A 15,805-nucleotide genomic window follows, 5' to 3' on the forward strand; every position below is an offset into this window, starting at 1 on the left:
CAGTCCTCTTTTCTCCGAGTATCATTGAACAACTTTTAAGAGGGCCATCCCGTTCAGACCTCTGGAGGAGCGGATTTTCCATGGAATGTACTGAAGCGTACAGCGACGGATAAACTCCGCAGCCGTCGGGTAGCATTCATCAACGCGGTTTTCGGACAACGATTCCGCAGCGTTCCGGTGTAGATTCCGGCCGTCGAATTGGCGTATTCCGTCCTCCCGGTCCTGTGACCAAAGAGAGAGTCAGGGAGTTTTACTGGTTAATGAACAATGAAGTCCCGTGGCCTAAGGTTCGAAGCGAGCGATTTCAGCTCCAGCCTGCAAATAGGCTCCCGCCTTGGCACTGATCCGGATCTTGCCTGATTGCGGTGCAGCGACCTGGGTTTCCATCTTCATTGCCTCCATCACAGCGATCAGATCTCCGGCAGAGACCTCTGCGCCATCCTCGACCTTGAAGGCCTGCAGCGTGCCGGAGATCGGCGCGGCAATGCTCGCCGCATCCTCAACCTTTGCTGCAACCGGGGCAGCGCTCGCGCCGGAAAGCCCGCCGAGGCCGGCAAGCAGCGCTGCCGGGATGCCGAGCGCGTGGCGCTTGCCGTCGATCTCGACATGGGTGCGGATCAGATGCTGGTCGGCCACCGGCTCGGGCCGGGCAGCTGCGGCAAGACGGTCGGCAAAATCGGTCTCGATCCAGCGCGTATGCACCTTGAAACCGTTCTCGCCGACGAATTCCTCCGTCTCGATCGCGGCGCGATGGAAGGGCAGAACCGTGGCAATGCCCTCGATGCGGAATTCCTTCAGGGCGCGGCGGGCGCGTCTCAATGCCTCCTCGCGCGTGGCGCCGGTGACGATCAGCTTTGCCATCAGCGAATCGAAGGTGCCAGGCACGGTCGAACCTGCGGTCACGCCGCTGTCGAGCCGGATGCCGGGGCCGGACGGCGCCTCGAAGGCGGTGATGGCGCCCGGCGTCGGAAGGAAGCCCCTGCCGGGATCCTCGGCATTGATGCGGAATTCGATCGAGTGGCCGCGCGGTGCGGGCGTTTCCGTCACGCGGAGCGGTAGCCCATCGGCGATACGGAACTGTTCGATGACGAGGTCGATGCCGGTCGTCTCTTCGGTCACCGGATGCTCGACCTGCAGGCGCGTATTGACTTCGAGGAAGGAGATCGTGCCGTCGAGGCCGAGCAGGAACTCGACGGTGCCCGCGCCCGCATAGCCGGCGGCCGCGCAAATCTTTTTGGCGGCATCGTGAATCGACTGGCGCTGGGCTTCGGTGAGGAACGGCGCTGGTGCCTCCTCGACGAGCTTCTGGTTGCGCCGCTGCAAGGAGCAGTCGCGGGTGCCGAGCACCAGTACGTTGCCGTGCTTGTCGGCCAGCACCTGCGCCTCGATGTGGCGCGGGCGATCGAGGAACCGCTCGAGGAAGCATTCGCCGCGGCCGAAGGCTGCTTTGGCTTCGCGCACGGCGGAATCGTAGAGTTCCGCCACTTCCTCCATCTTCCAGGCGACCTTCAGGCCACGGCCGCCGCCGCCATGGGCCGCCTTGATGGCTACGGGCAGCCCGTGCTGTTCGGCAAAGGCGATGACTTCGGCGGCGGTCTCGACCGGGCCGTCGCTGCCGGCAACCAGGGGCGCACCGACACTTTGCGCAATGCGGCGTGCCTCGACTTTGTCGCCAAGCGCTTCGATGACATGCGGGTCCGGGCCGATCCAGATGAGGCCCGCATCGATTACCGCGCGGGCGAATTCGGCCCGCTCGGACAGGAAGCCGTAGCCGGGATGAACAGCATCGGCGCCGGAGCGCTTGGCGATGTCGATCAGCTTGGCGATATCGAGATAGGTCTCGGTCGGACGGCTGCCGGAAAGGCCATAGGCTTCGTGGGCCAGCTTGACGAACAGCGCGTCCATGTCCGGATCGGCATAGACGGCGACCGACTGCAGGCCGTGGTCGCGACAGGCCCGGATGATGCGCACTGCGATCTCGCCGCGATTGGCAATCAGGACTTTCTGCATGGGTGTATCCTCACTTATATTGGGGCGGCCAGGCCGCGGTCTCAGGCCTTTGCGGGCCGGACATCCGCAAACGTTGTCACGGGCCGGAAACGGATCTGGGCATTGACCGGGATCTGCCCGGCGAGATCGAGATGATATTCGGCGACCGTGCCGATGACCGGGTAGCCGCCGGTCAGCGGATGGTCGGCGAGAAAGAGCACGGGCTGACCGCTGTGCGGCACCTGGATGGCACCGGTCGCCGTCCCCTCGCTCGGCAGTTCCGCCTTGTCCTTGCGTTCAAGCGCAGTTTCCCCCGAGAGACGGATGCCGACGCGGTTCGACTGCGGCGTCACCTGGAAGAGCTGGCCCGAGAGGCTGGCGATGCCTGCTTCGGTGAACCAGTCGCTGCGCGGACCCATGACGACGTCGAGCGTCACGGTTTCACCGGGCACGGGGAAGGCGAAGGCCGGCGCTTCTGTCAGCGACACGCTCGTCAGCGCCCCGCTTTCCTCCTCGACGATCAGCACGGCGCCCGCCGTGACCGGATCCGGACCGACGACGGCGAGCGTGTCGGTCGAGGCGCTACCGAGCACCGGCTTCACTTTGAAGCCGCCGCGAATGGCGAGATAGCTGCGCGCCCCCGACGGTGCCTGGCCGACCGTGACGACGTCGCCGGACTCCAGCGAGACCGGCTGATAGGTATCCGCGCTGAACGTGCGGCCAGTGGCGTCGCGGATTGCGATTGGACAGGGTGCGCCGGTGAGAGCAATGACGGCCCGGCCGGACGCCTCGAAGGAAAAGCCGCCGAGGATGATTTCAAGGCAGGGCGTACCAGTGACATTGCCGACGACACGGTTGGCCGCCTGCAGCGCCCCGCGGTCAAGTGCACCGGAGGACGATACGCCCTGGCCGGTCTGGCCATAGCGGCCGAGATCCTGGAACAATGCCGGCATGGGTGCTGCCAGCACCTTCAGCGTGACCGCTGCAGTCGCGGTACCTGGCAGGGCGGCAGCCTTGACCGGTGCAGGCGAAGCCGTAACCGGCCGCGTTGCCATATCGAAGAAGCGCACGCGATGGCCGGGCTGGAACAGTGCCGGCGGATCGCGCGAGAGATCCCACATCTTCTCCGGGGTCGTGCCGATGATCTGCCAGCCGCCGGGACTTGCTTGCGGATAGACACCGGAAAACGCGCCTGCGAGCGCGACCGATCCGGCCGGGATCCGGGTGCGCGGGCTCTGGCGGCGCGGCACCTGCAGTGCGGGATCACCGCCGACAAGATAACCGAACCCCGGCGCGAAGCCGCAGAAAGCGACGGTGAAAGTGCTCTCCGTGTGGCGGCGGATGACCTCTTCGATGGAAAGACCGGTCAGCTCGGCCACATCGGCAAGGTCTTCGCCATCGTAGCGAACCGGGATTTCGACGAGCTGGTCGGAAGGCGCGATACGGGCCGAAAGGTCACGGGTGGCGATCTCGCCGGCCAGCGTCTCCGCGGTGAGCTTTCCCGCACGGAAGCGGATCATCAGCGTGCGGGCAGCCGGAACCATGTCCACGATGCCTTCCACCGGATCGGTTTCGAGCGACGCAAACAGCGCCAGCGTCTCGTCGAGATCGGCAAGTTCGACCAACAGGGTCGTCAGGTTGACGGGCAGGAAACGCATCGGATCCTCAGGCGTGATAGGCGGTGTCGGGAATGTCGGTAATGAACATATGCCCCGGCGCGTGGGTGATGGCAAAGGGCACGCCCGACGCCATCACGGCGGCTTGCGGGGTCACGCCGCACGCCCAGAACACCGGGATCTCGCCTGGCTCGATCCTGACGGGATCGCCGAATTCTGGCCGTGACAGATCCTTGATGCCGATTTCTTCCGGTGCGCCGATATGAACAGGCGCGCCGTGCACGGCCGGGAAACGCCCGGAGATCGTCGCTGCGTCGGCAACCCGGTTCGCCTTGATCGGCCGCATCGACACGACCATGTTGCCATGCAGGCGGCCGGCCGGGCGGCAGGCCCTGTCGGTCAGATACATCGGCACGTTGGACTTGTCGGTGATGTGGCGGATCTCGATGCCTGCCTCCACCATCGGGGTCTCGAAGGTGAAGCTGCAGCCGATCAGGAAGCTGACGAGATCGGGATGCTCCGCCCAGGCGGCCGTCGCATCGGCCGTTTCTTCGGCAAGCTTGCCGTCGCGCCAAATGCGGTAGAGTGGCAAGTCGGCGCGCAGATCGGCGCCCGGAGCCAAAAGAGTCGCGTGCGAACCCGGATCGGAGACGTCGAGCACCGGGCAGGCCTTTGGATTGCGTTGGGCGTAGAGCAGGAAATCGAAGGCCCAGTCGCGCGGCAGCACGATCATGTTTGCCTGGGTGAAGCCGGGTGCGACCCCGGAGGTGGGCTCGACGCGGCCGCTGCGGTAGCGCTCGCGCGCCGCCCGTGCCGCTCCGGCATCGACGTGGCCGAGGTTTTCAATCGCGATCATCGTTTCCTCCCGGTCTTGCTCAGACGGCCAGGAACGAGCGGACGGTGATGCCGTCCGTCTCGAAGGCCTGGCGGATGGCCCGAGCGATCACGACAGCGCCGGGGCTGTCGCCATGCACGCAGATCGACTGCGCATCGATCTTGATGGTCGAGCCGTCGATCGCCTCGAGCGTGCCCTCACGGGCAAGCTGCAGCATGCGGCGGGCGATCACGCCCGTATCGTGCAGCACGGCGCCCGGCTCGCGGCGCGAGACGAGCTGGCCGTCCGGCGTATAGGCGCGGTCGGCGAAGGCCTCGGCGACGGTTTTGAGGCCCGATCTACGGGCGAGGTCGAGGATGGATGCGCCGGCGAGGCCCATGAGCACCAGATCCGGGTCGATGGCCTTGATGCCGTCGATCACTGCCTGACCCTGTTTCGGGTCATGGGCAATGCGATTGTAGAGCGCGCCATGCGGCTTGACGTAGGTGACGGCGACCCCGGCAGCGGCGGCAACGCCTTTCAGCGCGCCGATCTGGTAGATGACGTCTGCGGTCAATTCCGGGCCAGTGACATCCATGTCACGCCGGCCGAAGCCGACGCGATCGGGATAGGAGACATGGGCCCCGACCGAAACGCCCTTTTCGGTGGCCGCTCTGACCGTCTTCAGGATGCCGAGCGGATCACCGGCATGAAAACCGCAGGCGACATTGGCGCTGGAGACGATGGAAAGCATCGCCGCATCGTCGCCCATGCCCCAGGCGCCATAGCTTTCGCCAAGGTCGCTGTTCAGATCGATGGCAGTCATGTCGGATCTCCTTGCATCACGCTGATTTCGCCCGGACCGGTCCAAGAACGTGATCGATTCTAACGCGTTAGGGCGGGGATGCGGGCGGAAGGCCGCCCGCACCTTAGCTCATTGCACTCAGGCCGAAAGCAGCGCGAAGATCGGGCCGATCGACTTGTAGCCCATGTACCAGGTGATACCGCAGACGAACACGCCGAGCGCCAGCAGCCAGCGCGGATAGCGATAGCCGCCCATCAGGTCGGAACGGGCCCAGGCCGCGTACATGAAGATCGACAGGCCGACCGGCAGGACGAGGCCGTTCAAGCCACCGACGAAGACAAGCATGGCGGCCGGCGGGGTAGTGATCAGCATGTAGGCGATCAGCGAGACGGCAATGAAGACGACGGTGGCGAAGTGGCGCTGGCGTTCCGTCATATCCTTCTTGAACGCGGTCAGGAACGAGACCGACGTGTAGGCAGCTCCGATGATGCTGGTCATCGCCGAGGCAAGGAAGACTGCGCCAAAGAGGCGAAGACCAAGATTCCCTGCAGCAGCTTGAAACGCCTGGCCGGCCGGATTTGCCGCCTTGCCCGTCAAGTCGATGGCGACACCGCTGGCGACGACGCCGAGGACGGCAAGGAACAGGATGAAACGAAGGACGCCGGTAATCGCAATGCCGCTCAGTGCTGCCCGGTTCACGGCAGCGAGGTTTTCAACGCCAACGGTGCCCTTGTCCAAAAGGCGATGCGCCCCGGCATAGGTGATGTACCCGCCAACGGTGCCGCCGACGATGGTGGTGATCGTTGCAAAGTCGATGACATCGGGCAGGACCGTTTGGCGCAGCGCTTCCGCTACCGGCGGACCGGATACGACCGCCGCGTAAAGAATAAGGGCGAGCTTAATGAAAGCTGCCACATAGACCACGCGGTCCATTGCAACGCCCGCGCGCCTCGAAAGGAAGATACCGATCGCCGCCAGTGCGCCAATGAGGCCGCCGATCTTCGGATCGAGATCGATCATGGCGTTGAAGCCGAGGCCGGCACCGCCAATGTTGCCGATGTTGAAAAATAGTCCGCCGACTATGACGAGTACGGCAAGGAAATAGCCAGAGCCAGGTATCGCTGCATTGGCAATGTCGGAGGCCCGCATCCGGGTAATGGTGACGATCCGCCAGATGTTTGCCTGGACGACGAAGTCAATCAGAATGGAAACTAGGATGCCGAAGGCAAATGCCGCTCCAAGCTTCACCGTAAATGTGGCGGTCTGCGTAATGAAGCCAGGACCGACGGCCGACATTGACATCAGAAAGATTGCCGCCATCAAGGCCGCGCGACGCGCCTTGACTGACGTTGGCGGCGACGCGGCGCCGGCGGATGAAATCGCTGGTTGTTCCATAAACCCCTCCATATTAGCGGACTGCCTCCCCGAGCATCCTGGGCTAGCCGCGGTGTTGATGGGCGCTACGGTGACACGTTTCACAATTCTGTCAAGATTGTTCAACGATTATTATTGTAACGTTCTACTATCTATTACGATCGTTGAGCGAACAAATCAGACCGAGCGGACTGCAATTTCGTTTCTCTTTAAGGGGTTGGGTTATTGAAGCCACTAAACCTATCGAACGGTAGCATTCGGTCTCCCGACTACAAATTTCCTCATGTGTTCCCATTCGAACCGAACCGCTATATCGATGCGCAAGGGGAGGGTGATTCAAATGCATAAGGGGGCTCTGATGGCTGAGCAAAATCACGCGTCGGCACTGGCGCCGCGGCTAGCGGCCGATATACGAGACAAGCTGATTGCAGGCGAGTTTAAGCCCGGCCAGCGCCTGTCCGAGCCGGCACTCAGTGCCGACCTCGAGGTCTCGCGGAATTCGCTCCGTGAAGCTTTCCGGTTGTTGACGAAGGAAGGTTTGCTCAGGCATCAACCAAATCGGGGGGTGTTCGTAGCGACGCCCAGCATGGCATCGATTATTGATATCTATCGTGTGCGGCGGGTAATCGAATGTCAGGCAGTTTCGAGAGCCTATCCCAACCATCCAGCGGTTGGACGTATGCGCTCGGCCGTAGAGCGTGCGAAGGTTGCTCGAACAGCCGGAGACTGGCGCGTGGTCGGCAGCGAAAACATGAAGTTTCATGCCGCGATCGTCGAACTCGCGGACAGTGAGCGCTTGAACGCTTTCTATGCCCAGATTTCCGCAGAGTTGCGTCTCAGCTTCGGCTTGCTCGCGGATCCTGAGCTGCTGCATGCTCCTTATGTTGACCTTAATGTGGCTATTCTCGAAAAGCTGGAGGCAGGAATGTTGGCCGAAGCTTCGACGGCACTCGAAGCCTATCTAATGCAATCGGAGCGCACCGTTCTTGCTGCCTTCTCACGCATTGACGGGGCAAGTCTATGAACTCGTTCGCTCTAAATCTGTTCATTGAGCAAGGAACGTCGCTCAAGTTCGGACTGGCCCGCGTGCGATTTCTCTGCGTTTAAGATCGATGAAAAGACCTCAATTTTAGAAGCCGGTCGTCCGCTGCTATGAGATCGGGTAGGCAGATCCAGAAGACATTTACCTCAGTTCACATCGAGGTTGTCGATGACTGATTGCCGTCATGCGCAGCCAATGGCTTCTCCAGATCCTTCGGTAGAGTTCGGCCTTTGCGAACATGCCAATTGGCTACGCTCACGAGACCGCAACTTAAACCGCATTGTTGATGCTCTGCAACACGTCGGGACGAGGCACGTCCCGACGCAAGGCAACGAAAGCGTTTTCTAGTGTGATTTATTCGCCTGTTTCATAACCCGGCGAGGTAGCTATTAAGGTGCGGGCCAAAGAAGGACCGCGCGTTCGGCCAATACGGCAGAACGCGCCTCGACTTCCTTGAAGCGAAAGTCGTTCTCCCGCGCGAGTTCCTTTGTCATGAGAATTGATGACTGACTGTATCCACCCTTCTTATATGTGAACGGGTTATTTGACGCCACAATATTCAAAGTACCCGCAAACAGGGTCAGGTTTCCGATGCGGTGGACATATTGCGGGTGCCGACTCAAAGCACGTTCGCCGAGGTATGCTGGCCAATCGCCGAATTCGTCTTTGCTCTTTTTTGATTTAATCTGCTTTGGAATAATGTGCTCGACGTGCACCGCATCTGTTCCAAGAATCCCGAGCTCGAGGTGATCGCCGTGCTTCGATAACTCGAGTTGCTCCAGGCAGTACCGCGCTCTCTCGAGAATGTTGGAGGTAAACTGCGCAACTCTGAATTCGTCACGAAACTTCTCATCAACCGGGCATGCTTCGCGGTACGCAATGATCGTGTCCTCCAGCGGATTTCGCGGATCCACTGCGCACAGATGGGCGAACAAACTTTCGGTCTCGTTTGCTCGTTCCCTGCATACGTGTCGACGGAGGATGAAGTTTTCCGTGAGTTTGAGAACCTTTACGAAGGTCTTTTCATCGATACCGCCTGTCCGCAGGTGCATCAAGTACCCGTACGACTGAGCTGATTTAATCTGCCGGAGGTGCCGCAGATGTCGGTCGATCTTTGGAATTCCTGTCTCGGCACGTAAGATTTCTCCGTACGCCTTCGAGGCTAGGACCAGCTGATGTAGGAATTCATTGAAGCTCATCTTCGGATGAGGCTCAAGACTGGGCTTCGTGGTCTCACCCGCGCCTTCGTCTTCTACTTGTTCTTCGTCCTCCCATTCTTCTTCATAGGCGTACCAGTGTCGGTCAGGGAGTTTCGAAGCTTCAGCGACCTCATTCATGAAGTAAGCCTGAAACTGGTACACCACACCGGACATAGTAAGCCGGGTATGCAGCTTTGAAATCAGGAAATACCGGAAGAACGAATCCGAATCCGCGCCATCTAAGTATGCCGTTAGCTTACTCCAGCTTTTCTTGGCGTCTTCCAGTTCTGAAGTACCAAAGCGCGCTGCATTTCCCAGCATGAAATTTTTAATCAGATCAGTCGCGCTGAGTTTCAGGCCGCGGTTGTTGATTGTTTCGAAAAGCTTGAACGCGTCTTTCGCGTCACTGACGTCCAAGCGGACAATGATTGTCTGGTTCAGAAGTTTGTACGTGAAGTGACTGAGCTCGTCATCGGCGTATCCGCTAAGCCATTCACGCGTCCGCAGGAAAGCTTCCTGAAGTGTGCGATTGCCGATGGGATGATCTAAATTCTGGGAGTTGCTGCCCGCAAGGCTTCGAAAATCATCTGCGTCCAAAGTCTCCAGTTTGATCTTCGGTTGACTTGGACCACCGAACGCGCGCGCGGTAAGTAGGCGGGTAATATCGTGAACCATGTCGGTTTGGTCAAGTTGGACGAACCGCTCTCGCAAGCACTCCAACAGGATGCAAAGCGTTGTCAAGCGCTGTTGGCCGTCGACTAGCTCAAGTTCGTTGAGAGACGGGCTGTGCGGACCGATCAGGCACACGATGCTTCCAAGCAAGTGCGTATCCGTGCCTTCGATCAGGTGAATGTCGTCGAGCAATTCCCAGACTTGTTGTTTTCTCCAGGAATAACGCCTCTGGTACGAGGGAATAATGAACTGCTCGTTCGTGGATCCCAAGAGCTGTACCAGCGTCAGGGCGATGGGTTTTATCAACATGGCGTTATCCAAAATGAAAATTAAACTCAGAATTGCAGGTGTAGTCGCCAAATAAAGAACAATTCGTTTAGAGTGGAGCCATGGCGCATGAAGCGACCGAATTTTCCTTTCTCAATCGCGAAGCGTTTTCAGGGTCACGACAGTAGATCGCTGCCCCGGGGCTAAGGCCGTGGGCACATCTATGCAGACATCGAGTTAGGTGCAGAAAGTACCGACTTTTCCGTACATGATCTGGGTGGCCCGACTGTTTTCACGAATGACGCTGACCGATGTACCAAGCCGAGCGGAAGTAGCCCCCTTGCTTCACACACGCTCGCGGCGCTTGGAATCCAGGGCTCCTCGGATTGCGTCGCAAGCGTAATTCACCCGTTGTGCCGGCGCTGGCGCGGGAAAGCCGGACAGTCAATGATAGTTAGTTGCCCCCGGTGCAAACTAATTGCCCGCCACGCAAACCAAGAGCGCAGCACCTCCGGCAACTCTCTCCTATACTCGCAATGGCTGCAAATCAGCGGTCGCGAAACAAGGAGAAGATGCAATGAACGAAGTGCTTAGGACCTCCGTTGAGCAAGGTTTTCATGGATCGAAACGGGCTATGCGTCCGCGAAAGTCACCCGTTGTGTTCATCAATACAACGCAGGACGAAGCGGAGCAATTTCAGGAGATCGTCGCCATTGATGACATCGACTACCTTACTCAAGCGATTTCGCTGACTGCGCTGTTTAACGGAGCTATCGACAATACAAGCGGACGGTTCATCCCCGGAAAAGCGCGAGAGCTAATCGCTAACTACAACGAAAGCCTCGATGTCAAAAGCCAACCTTACAAGATCGGCATCTTTAATACCCACCAGACAACGCTCAATCAGCAGCACAGCGCTGTGTCTGCAATGATCAACCAGATTCTCGAGACGTTAAAGAAAGTAATGGGGGTTGCCCTAGGAGCGAGTTCGGTTGCCCAGATGACTGCCGCGATAACGGACGCCTTCACTAACCTCGACGAACAGTCGGGCGACGCGTGGATCTTCTGGGAAAAAAAGACTAGCCACAAGACCACCTATAGCTATGCGATCCTCTTCGCTTTCCAGGACAGTTCGACCGGAAAGCTGATGTTTGCTCTTCCCATGTCACTTGAAATTGAGGTGGACGTTAGCTACGAGCGCGTCCTGTTCATAACTGTCGAAGACAAGGAAACTTACTCAGTCAAGCTCGACACCATGAAAGTTGGGCAACTGCTCTTTCCTAAGTCACCTGGGGCAAATGCGCTCCAAACAGCTCGTCGAATTGGCACACGCTCCGGCAGCGCTGATTGGCTTACTGCGCCAACTCCAGTGACAAATATCATTGTGACAAATTGGTCAAAAACTACGACATTCGCTACTGCCGCCACGGGCTTTTATACGGAAAATCATCCACTTGTGCAGCTCACGGCAGTTGCGCCTAACGTCTTCAGTCCGCTGTATGACGAAAAGCAATACCTGGTCACCTTCAACCTAAACGGCGTGCAGCAAACACGGGGCCTCATGTTGAATTGCGTCATGCCTGACGGAGAATTGTGGTTCGTCTCGATTTAAATTGGACTTATTAACGATCCGGGCCGAACTCGGCCCGGATTGCCTCCGTTACCGTGATGAGGGCGGCTACAATAGGTTCCGGAATGCCATCAGCAGATCCGGAGAACAGGGTAAGTTTGTCCAGATCCTTAGATACTCGATGGGCATCCATTGTGCCTCGGCCCAGAACGAGCCAATCGAGGGAGATATCAAGAGCTTGGCAAATTCTGACGGCATTCTGAAGCGTCAATTTTTGTCCCCGCTTCCACCGGCTGACTACGGAGTCATTGACGCCGATTTGGGCCGCAAAAGCCATTTGCTTCTTAACACCCTTGGCTTCTAACGCGACCTTCAGACGATCCCCCGTGGACAACATTGAAGCTCGTGGTCTCCACGGTAGGTTGCTGCTTTCCAGTCCGGAGGGGATGGATCAAACTCGCCTAAGGCAAAAATATGTCATCGCCTGCGGCCTAGTTTACAGCTTGATTTTTGGTGTGCTCGATTCACTAGGCGTAGTTGTAGGTGATGAAACAACCTTTTCGGGTATATATGCTTAACGAGATTTAACGTTGCCGTCCTACACGCGAAAAACTCAAAACAGCGGAATTATGTAGCAAATGCCATAAAGCGGGCGGCCGAGCAATTCAACTAAAAGGAGTGATGTCCGCCGGTTGGTTTAGTCTTCTCACCTTGACATCTGCTCGTGCTTACACTCTCACTTCATTCATGTTTAACATTCTGCGGAGCTTCTAACTGACAATGTGCGAAATTCAAATTAACATTCTGCGGCTTCTCTGACTAACATTTTGCGGAACTTCTATCTTACATTCCGCGACACTCCTAACTAACATTTTGCGGATGGTCCCTTGACGGTCACCTTGCGCCTAACGTACTAAAATAAGTGACTTTTTAGTTCTGGAGCGAGCTATAATGACAGAGAAGCTATATGACCGACACTTGAAGTCCGAGATTGACGATGCACTGCAAAGTGCGCGAGTGGTCAACCTAATAGGGCCACGGCAGACCGGGAAGACGACTTTGGTTCGGGACATGCTAAACAAAGGTTATTTTGTATCACTCGATGATGAGAGCATGCTGGCAGCGGTCGAGGCCGATCCTCAAGGGCAACTTCAATCTATGGTATCTTTGGCACGGGGAGAACCAATAATCATTGACGAGGTCCAGCGATCCAAACGTGTTGTACTCACGATAAAGCGGATTGTTGATGAGAACCGGAAGATGGGCCAGTTCGTACTCACAGGATCGTCGAACATATTTGTTTCCGCTGATGTCACAGATTCTCTTACAGGACGCGTTCAGACGCTGAAAATGCTCCCACTGAGTTCAGCTGAAATCGCTGGAGTGGAACCATGTCGTTTGCTCCAATGGGCCAAGGAAGGCGCGGAAATGGCATCGCTGCCGACTTGCCAGCCGACATCACGAGCGGAATACGTCGACCGCATCATCCGTGGGGGATATCCAGAGATACGACCGCTTCCTGAGCGCTCCCGTCAGCGTCGATACAGAGAGTACATAGACGCTATCGTGGATAGGGACGTTGCGGATGTGATGAAAATCCGGAGAACCGACGCCATGCGGAGGTTAGTAGATCAATTGGCGGTTCGGACTGGCCATGAATTGAACATTAACGGCGTTGGGGACAAGATCGACCTGATAAGGCAGACGACCGGACAATATGTAGATATTCTTGAACGATTGTCGCTGGTTATAAGACTGCCAGCGTGGGCATCGGGGGAAGCAGGACGAGACATCAGGCATCCGAAATCTCATGTCGTTGATACCGGAATAGCTACTGCTCTAAGAGGTTTGACGGCCACAGACTTCGATCCTGGAAAGGATCAAACGCCGCTCGGCTATCTAGTAGAAACCTATGTCTTCAACGAACTACTTAAATGTCTTCCCCTGCAACAAGATGAGTGGCGGCTATTCCATTGGCGGGACCGTGACGGGGCGGAAGTGGACATAATAGCAGAGAACGGCGACCTTTTGGTTGGCTTCGAAATGAAGGCTTCATCTACAATTTCGGCGAGCGACTTCAAGAACTTCCATACGTTCAAAACCGGCCCGGCCAAAAAGTGGAATTTTGTGGGCTTGGTCATCTATCTTGGCGACAAGGTCCTGACATTTGGCGACAGGCACTTTGCAATACCGTTGTCGATGTTCTCGTCTTACGGCCGACCGACCGAGAAGATGGCCTCGGGCCAACTCCATGATGCGTAAGGGCATAAGAAACAGCTACAGAGGTTTGGAAGGCCCGCCATTAGACGAAAGCCAAACCACTAGCTGGTCTGAAATCCTGTCGCATTTGCTACATAGTTCCGCAAAACAGCGCGGACCGCTGGTGACAGGCGTCGGAGTGCTTTCTTTGGGGCGCTAGGGATGCCGGTCATGTGCCTGGTCAAGGATTCGCTTGAAATTTTCGAAAAGGAGGGTTTGCACTGCATTCCTATCGCGGCGGAGCGCAGCCGCGAGATTTCCACGCAAATGCTGACGTCATTTGGGCCGACTTGGCCGTCCATCGTCACCGTGAAGGGGCCATCTGAATGATAATCTCAACCTAAGATGCCCGTCAGGCTAGATTGGCAGGTTGCCTGTCAACTAGACATAAACGATCTTGCCACGTTCAATTTTGAACGGCGTTTGCTCGGTCCGACTACGTGAAGGGGTGATAGGTTGATAACGAAGATGAGATAAGTTTGCTCGATCGAGAGCAATTAAAGCGTTGGTCGGTGATAGTGCCAGTAATCTTTGTGAGTGTAATATATAATGATTGAAAAAATCGGTCACATCAAAAATCCACTGACCGTTATTGCCGCATTCGCCGGCTTCGCTGAAGTTAGTGGAACCGTGATACTGCCGTTCCTTGAGAAAGATATCCAGTATACATACGTCTGGTTTCTGATGCTATTTCCAACGGCTTTGGTTGGCATCTTTTTTACCACGCTGGCACTCAACCATGTCGTGCTATACGCTCCCTCAGACTACAGTGATCCGAATTCGTTTGAGCGCTTGTTCGAGCAAAGTAAGCCTAGCGTCCGCCTCGAAAAGATTAACATCGAAGCGACGGAATCTGAAGCAACGACCGAGCAGAGTCTGGAGGATGCCGCCGCTCAGGACGGGCCAACATTTGTCGGCGCGGACGAACCTGGTAAGCCGTTGTTGGCGAGTTCCCCTGCACTTCTCGCCGAAGAACTTCTTATAGCCAGGTACTCGAAAGACCGCGGAATTTCGCTGGCGCGAGGAGTTTCCCCAGCCAAGCTTCCCAATATCGGCTTCGATGGCGTTGCGATTACTTCTGACTCGGTAGTCATCGTTGAGACGAAGTTTTATCGAAAGTCGGGACCGAGTTTGGCGACCGCAAAACGGGAGATGGGCAAGGTTGCCGCTTTCGTCAGTTCTCTGGCTAATCAGTCTCGCTCAGTAACCATGGTGTGGGCGATAGCACTGGATTACCCGGTGAATGATCCTAGGGTGCATCAAATCAAACGCACTCTAAAGAGAGCCTCGCTCGAGTTTCCTTTCAAAGTAGAGGTTGTGTTCTACGAGTTCAATGAGCTTGTGGGATCGGCTACGCGGATGGACGGATGAATAATCCGGCTGGCCAAACCACGCTGCGCCTTTCCGCCGATTACTCGCACCGTGCCATTTGGCGTCGAGACTGTATTAGCCCCGGATAAAACGTTGGGGGGCAGGTCACCCGCTTCAATACATTGTAGGATTCACCAACTATCGCGACGGCGCTTTTGGCATTAGTCGTTCGTGCATCAGGAAGCAGGAGTGTTCCCCATGCACATACTTTATGGCTTTCAGCTTGCGCCCGGCAGCGACGCCTCGCTTTCGTTCACCTCGACCTTAGAGGAGTGCAAGGCCGCGGCGAAGGAACTGCGTGATGAAAAAAGAGCGCTGCCAGAGGAGGACCATATAGAAGCGGCGATGGCACTATACGAATGCCGTTTTCGGTCCGACACATCCGCCCTGTTGGATATGCTCAATAACCCAGATGCGGATTATAAGCTGACAATGATAAGCAAGAAGCTTGTTGCCGTTGTAGTCGATTGACTAGCGAACATTGACCTCGCGCTTGAGATCATGTGTTTCGCCCGGCTATGATTGGTGAGGAGCGAAGTCAAATCAATGGCCGAACGTTTTCCAAAACAGTAACGCTCTGGCCGCCGCTGCTCGATCGTCAAGTGGCAGCTCCCGCAACTGAGGCAAATGCCCCTCGAATAGCTCTGGTCCGCGGTCGAAGCTGTCAATATGCGCGACTGGGACGATCCACAAATCGGTGCACGGGCTTGTGTACTTCAGCGGTCTGACCAACCCCTCGGACGCCCACTGTCGATAGGTAGATAAGGCTTTCGGCCACCGACGGAGTATGGAATCCATTTCAACGCGGATAGTACCCTCACTGATCA

General features: G+C 57.1%; 13 protein-coding genes. 6 read left to right on the top strand and 7 right to left on the bottom strand.

Annotated features, from left to right (window positions below; translation table 11 throughout):
• Window positions 1-282 precede the first annotated feature (282 nt).
• From LAC81_RS26955 to LAC81_RS26975, 5 genes are all read right to left on the bottom strand, one after another.
• On the bottom strand, window positions 283-2,010 hold the full coding sequence (locus tag LAC81_RS26955) for an acetyl/propionyl/methylcrotonyl-CoA carboxylase subunit alpha (protein WP_223730186.1): 1,728 nt from the start codon (window positions 2,008-2,010) through the stop codon (window positions 283-285).
• A gap of 41 nt (window positions 2,011-2,051) precedes the next feature.
• Window positions 2,052-3,647: a 5-oxoprolinase/urea amidolyase family protein gene (locus tag LAC81_RS26960; RefSeq protein ID WP_223730187.1), complete on the bottom strand. Its 1,596-nt coding sequence runs from the start codon at window positions 3,645-3,647 to the stop codon at window positions 2,052-2,054.
• A gap of 7 nt (window positions 3,648-3,654) precedes the next feature.
• Complete coding sequence (locus tag LAC81_RS26965) at window positions 3,655-4,461, bottom strand: putative hydro-lyase (RefSeq protein ID WP_223730188.1); 807 nt, start codon at window positions 4,459-4,461, stop codon at window positions 3,655-3,657.
• Between the two features lie 19 nt (window positions 4,462-4,480).
• A complete protein-coding gene (locus LAC81_RS26970; RefSeq protein WP_223730189.1) occupies window positions 4,481-5,245 on the bottom strand; it encodes a LamB/YcsF family protein in 765 nt (254 codons plus the stop codon).
• Between the two features lie 117 nt (window positions 5,246-5,362).
• On the bottom strand, window positions 5,363-6,619 hold the full coding sequence (locus LAC81_RS26975; protein WP_223730190.1) for an NRAMP family divalent metal transporter: 1,257 nt from the start codon (window positions 6,617-6,619) through the stop codon (window positions 5,363-5,365).
• A gap of 337 nt (window positions 6,620-6,956) precedes the next feature.
• Here LAC81_RS26975 and LAC81_RS26980 point away from each other — a divergent pair, with 337 nt between their 5' ends.
• Window positions 6,957-7,622 carry a GntR family transcriptional regulator gene (locus tag LAC81_RS26980; RefSeq protein ID WP_223730191.1) on the top strand — a complete coding sequence of 222 codons (666 nt, stop codon included), beginning with the start codon at window positions 6,957-6,959 and terminating at the stop codon, window positions 7,620-7,622.
• Between the two features lie 407 nt (window positions 7,623-8,029).
• Here LAC81_RS26980 and LAC81_RS26985 read toward each other — a convergent pair whose 3' ends face one another.
• A complete protein-coding gene (locus LAC81_RS26985; protein ID WP_223730192.1) occupies window positions 8,030-9,820 on the bottom strand; it encodes a DUF262 domain-containing protein in 1,791 nt (596 codons plus the stop codon).
• A 535-nt stretch (window positions 9,821-10,355) separates the two neighbouring features.
• Here LAC81_RS26985 and LAC81_RS26990 point away from each other — a divergent pair.
• A complete protein-coding gene (locus tag LAC81_RS26990; RefSeq protein ID WP_223730193.1) occupies window positions 10,356-11,390 on the top strand; it encodes a hypothetical protein in 1,035 nt (344 codons plus the stop codon).
• 10 nt (window positions 11,391-11,400) lie between these two features.
• Here LAC81_RS26990 and LAC81_RS26995 read toward each other — a convergent pair whose 3' ends face one another.
• On the bottom strand, window positions 11,401-11,745 hold the full coding sequence (locus LAC81_RS26995) for a helix-turn-helix domain-containing protein (protein WP_223730194.1): 345 nt from the start codon (window positions 11,743-11,745) through the stop codon (window positions 11,401-11,403).
• A 554-nt stretch (window positions 11,746-12,299) separates the two neighbouring features.
• Here LAC81_RS26995 and LAC81_RS27000 point away from each other — a divergent pair.
• From LAC81_RS27000 to LAC81_RS27015, 4 genes are all read left to right on the top strand, one after another.
• Window positions 12,300-13,610 (top strand): ATP-binding protein, encoded by a 1,311-nt coding sequence (locus tag LAC81_RS27000; RefSeq protein WP_223730195.1) that lies wholly within the window; start codon window positions 12,300-12,302, stop codon window positions 13,608-13,610.
• 168 nt (window positions 13,611-13,778) lie between these two features.
• Entirely contained in the window at window positions 13,779-13,937 is a 159-nt protein-coding gene (locus LAC81_RS27005; RefSeq protein ID WP_223730196.1) for a hypothetical protein, read from the top strand.
• A gap of 219 nt (window positions 13,938-14,156) precedes the next feature.
• The gene (locus LAC81_RS27010; protein ID WP_223730197.1) at window positions 14,157-14,978 is read left to right on the top strand and encodes a hypothetical protein; all 822 of its coding nucleotides are present in this window, start codon (window positions 14,157-14,159) and stop codon (window positions 14,976-14,978) included.
• Between the two features lie 198 nt (window positions 14,979-15,176).
• Window positions 15,177-15,449 carry a hypothetical protein gene (locus LAC81_RS27015; RefSeq protein WP_223730198.1) on the top strand — a complete coding sequence of 91 codons (273 nt, stop codon included), beginning with the start codon at window positions 15,177-15,179 and terminating at the stop codon, window positions 15,447-15,449.
• The last annotated feature ends 356 nt before the right edge of the window (window positions 15,450-15,805 follow it).

Source organism: Ensifer adhaerens, from assembly GCF_020035535.1.
Classification (GTDB): Bacteria; Pseudomonadota; Alphaproteobacteria; order Rhizobiales; family Rhizobiaceae; genus Ensifer.